This window comes from Arsukibacterium sp., assembly GCF_036735525.1.
In the GTDB taxonomy this organism is placed as follows: domain Bacteria; phylum Pseudomonadota; class Gammaproteobacteria; order Enterobacterales; family Alteromonadaceae; genus Alishewanella.
The window spans coordinates 1-3,298 of record NZ_DAINOE010000158.1 but is presented as its reverse complement, the minus strand read 5'-3'; the positions used below and the strand labels follow the sequence as shown (position 1 = coordinate 3,298).

3 protein-coding genes are annotated in these 3,298 nt (G+C 49.9%); 2 read left to right on the top strand and 1 reads right to left on the bottom strand.

Annotation, left to right across the window (positions count from 1 at the left end):
• The coding region (locus V7D78_RS16570) for a S9 family peptidase (RefSeq protein WP_333609563.1) at positions 1-1,572 on the top strand (1,572 nt) is incomplete at its 5' end.
• A gap of 452 nt (positions 1,573-2,024) precedes the next feature.
• On the opposite strand, the gene V7D78_RS16565 is transcribed toward V7D78_RS16570, so the two are convergent.
• On the bottom strand, positions 2,025-2,825 hold the full coding sequence (locus V7D78_RS16565; protein WP_333609562.1) for a sulfite exporter TauE/SafE family protein: 801 nt from the start codon (positions 2,823-2,825) through the stop codon (positions 2,025-2,027).
• A 266-nt stretch (positions 2,826-3,091) separates the two neighbouring features.
• Here V7D78_RS16565 and V7D78_RS16560 point away from each other — a divergent pair.
• A partial coding sequence (locus V7D78_RS16560; RefSeq protein WP_333609561.1) for a hypothetical protein occupies positions 3,092-3,298 on the top strand: 207 nt, incomplete at its 3' end.

Here is a 3,298-nt window from a genome sequence, read left to right as displayed (position 1 = left end):
AGACGCACTATGCCAAGTCTGCATATGTTGCAAAACCTGCCAGCGCAGGGCCATAGCGCGGTATTGCACTCGTACAAACGGGCGTTGCCGGGTAACGATCAACGCTCGCATTATCAACTGGCACTGGTCGACACAGTCAGTGGCAAGGTGACGTTGACACAGTTACCGCCGCTTGAAACCACGCAAAACTGGGGTGATGTCAGCTGGCATGATGAGGGCTTTTTCTATCTGGTAGCGCGCGATCGTGGCATGCGGGCACTGACCTTATGGCAAATTAATACCGATGGTGTGGCAACAGTAAAATGGCAGGAGCGCAGTGAGCAGTTTGTCGATTATGACAAACACGGCATCGCCTGGTTGGATGCAGAGCATTTTGTTTTCAGCTCTGAACGCGATGGCTGGAACCATTTATATCTGCAGCAGCGCAGCGGTAAAACCCGGCAACTGACCCGCGGCGACTTTGTTGTGCGTGAGCTGCACGGTATAGATCATCAAAACCAACAGCTGTATTTCTCGGCGTCGGGTCGCGAGCCTGGCGATCCGTATTTTCGCTACCTGTACCGGATTAACCTCGATGGCAGCGGATTGACTTTGCTGACACCGGAATATGCCGATCATCAGGTTAATCTGGCGCCCGACTGGCAGCATTTCTATGACAGTTATTCCCGCGTCGATTTGCCCACTGTCAGCAGCATCAGACAGAGCCTGGATGGCGCTGTGCTGCAAACCCTGGCAGTAGCCGATGACAGCGCGCTGCGTGCCACCGGCTGGCAGCCGCCAGAGCCTTTTAGTGTGCTGGCACGTGATGGCAAAACGCCGCTGTATGGTCTGCTGTATAAACCCGTCAACTTTGACCCGGCCAAACGCTACGCCGTGGTGCAACATATGTATGCCGGCCCGCATACTATCGTCAGTGCCAAGCGTTTCTCGCGCGGCTTTGCCAATACCGAAACACCGCTGGCGCAACTGGGTGTGGTGGTACTGAATTTAGATCCGCTCGGTACTGCACATCGCTCGCGTGCGTTTCATTTGCACAGTTATAAAAATCTTGGTGATATCGGTGGGCCGGATTATATCAGCGGCCTGAAGCAACTGGCGGCGAGACTTCCTTACCTGGATTTAAGCCGGGTTGGTGCCTACGGCCATTCTGCCGGTGGCTATGATGCAGCAAGAGCGCTGCTAAAATATGGCGATTTTTACAAGGTAGCGGTGTCCTCGGCCGGTAATCATGATCACCGTATGTCCAAAGCCTGGTGGCCGGAAATGTGGATGGGTATGCCAGCAGAAGGCGAGCACTACGACAGCAACAGCAATATGACGCTGGCACATCAGTTAAGCGGCAAGTTGTTACTCGCCACCGGTGATTTGGATAATAATGTCAATCCTGCCAACAGCTTCAGGCTAGCGGCGGCTATTCAGGCGGCAAACCGCGATGTTGATTTATTGCTGTTAGCCAATAAAGATCACGACTTACGCGAAGACAGCTACTTTACCCGCCGGCGCTGGGACTATTTTGTGCAGCATTTACTGCAGCAAAAACCACCGGCGTTTTTCCACATCAACAGCAACTAAGTAAAATAACGCGGCGCCCGTTAGTTCAGCGAAAATTAACGCGCCGCTTTACCAATCAGGCTTTGCCGTGCATCCAGTACACCAGTTTGTCGACCAGACAATATAGCAGTTGGCCCGTAATAAAGTCTGCTATTGCCAGACAGCTGAAGCTGCCGGTTCAATGCCGATATCACCCAGTGCCATTGGATATACCGCACGCTCATGTAACCCTTTTGAGAAGCCTGGGGAATGATGCGCAATAAATTTCGCTGTACGCATTTGCAATTATATGTCTGCAAAATTAACTGTCTCTTTTTATTCGTGGAGTAAAAAACGCCTTTGGTATTTTTGAACATCTCGTCCAACAACAGTTAACCGTATATCTGCTTGCTGAAAACTTTTCAGCAAATGTTCTCTACTTTGGCTACGAAGATAAGAATCAACCAATCGGGTTACCGCTATGACTGTTGATTCTACAAAACCGACAGCAGCATTTTTAGACTAAGCATTATTAGCAGTATCGCAAAAACTTTCTTTAACGAAGCAACGGGCAGTTTATGTGCAAGCTTGGCGCCGAAGGGCGCGGTAATAAAGCTAGCCGCTGACATGAGCAGTACACCGGGCAGATAAACCATGCCAAAGGCATAAGGTAGTTCTAAACCTGGCTGGGCATTTAATAAATAACCCAGCGCGCCAGCTAGCGAGATTGGTAAACCTACCGCAGCGGATGTGCCAATAGCATTTTTCAGTGGTATACCCCGCCAGCTCAAATAAGGTACGGTTAACGAGCCGCCGCCAATAGACACCAGGGCCGACACTGCACCAATACCACTTCCTACTGCGGTGAGTTCTAGTTTACCTGCTGCTTTAGGTTCAACAATAACCACCTTCTTCGGCCGTAACATATTTAGCGCGACATACCCCATAAAGAGTGCGAAAAAAATAGCCAGATGCTGTGAGCTTATTTTTGCTGCTAAAAAGGTTGCGGCAAAGGTGCCTAAAATAACGCCCGGAGCCATCGTTTTCAAAATGGGCCACATTACACCGCCGCGCGTATGGTGGGCGCGCATACTGGCTATAGACGTGGTTACAATTGCTGCCATCGACGTGCCCAATGCTAAATGCACAACATAGTCTGGTGCCAGCCCTTGCGCTAAAAAAATAGAGGTCAGCATAGGCACCATTATGCCGCCACCGCCCACACCAAGTAATCCTGCCATAAAGCCAGCAAACAGCCCTAGTGAGAGAAATGCGATAATCCATTCAATTGCCATGATATGCCCCGAAACGCTTTTGATGCCGGCATGTTAACAAAATTGCCGAAACATCCATAGGATCAATAGAGTCGAAAACCGTGATTCTTCGCCCTTAGTCGGTTAATTTTTTATCAGGAATTTAAAGGCGAAAACCTGATGGCCTATTTGCCCAGTCTTTATCTGTTGTTTCTTAAAGATGCGACTAAAGTCGCCTTGCGACGATAGACTGTCCTGTTAGTGTTAGTGTTAGTGTTGGTAACACGCAAAGGCTAGGATACCGCAGCATGACCATGCACCTTGCTCCCATCAGCGATAAACTTAACTGGCTGCAACAACTTGCCAGTAAGTACCATCAAGATTTTATTAGCGTGGCGCAGCGTGAGCAGCGACAACAGTATCTGACTGCTCACCCAACGGCTATTATTGCCTTTAAGTGCATGGATGGTCGTATCCACCTACCGCATGCCACTCATATTCCAACGGGGGGGATC

Coding starts and splice junctions, on each gene's coding strand:
- V7D78_RS16565 (WP_333609562.1), bottom strand. CDS start 2,825: ATGGCAATTGAATGGATTATCGCATTTCTCTCACTAGGGCTGTTTGCT.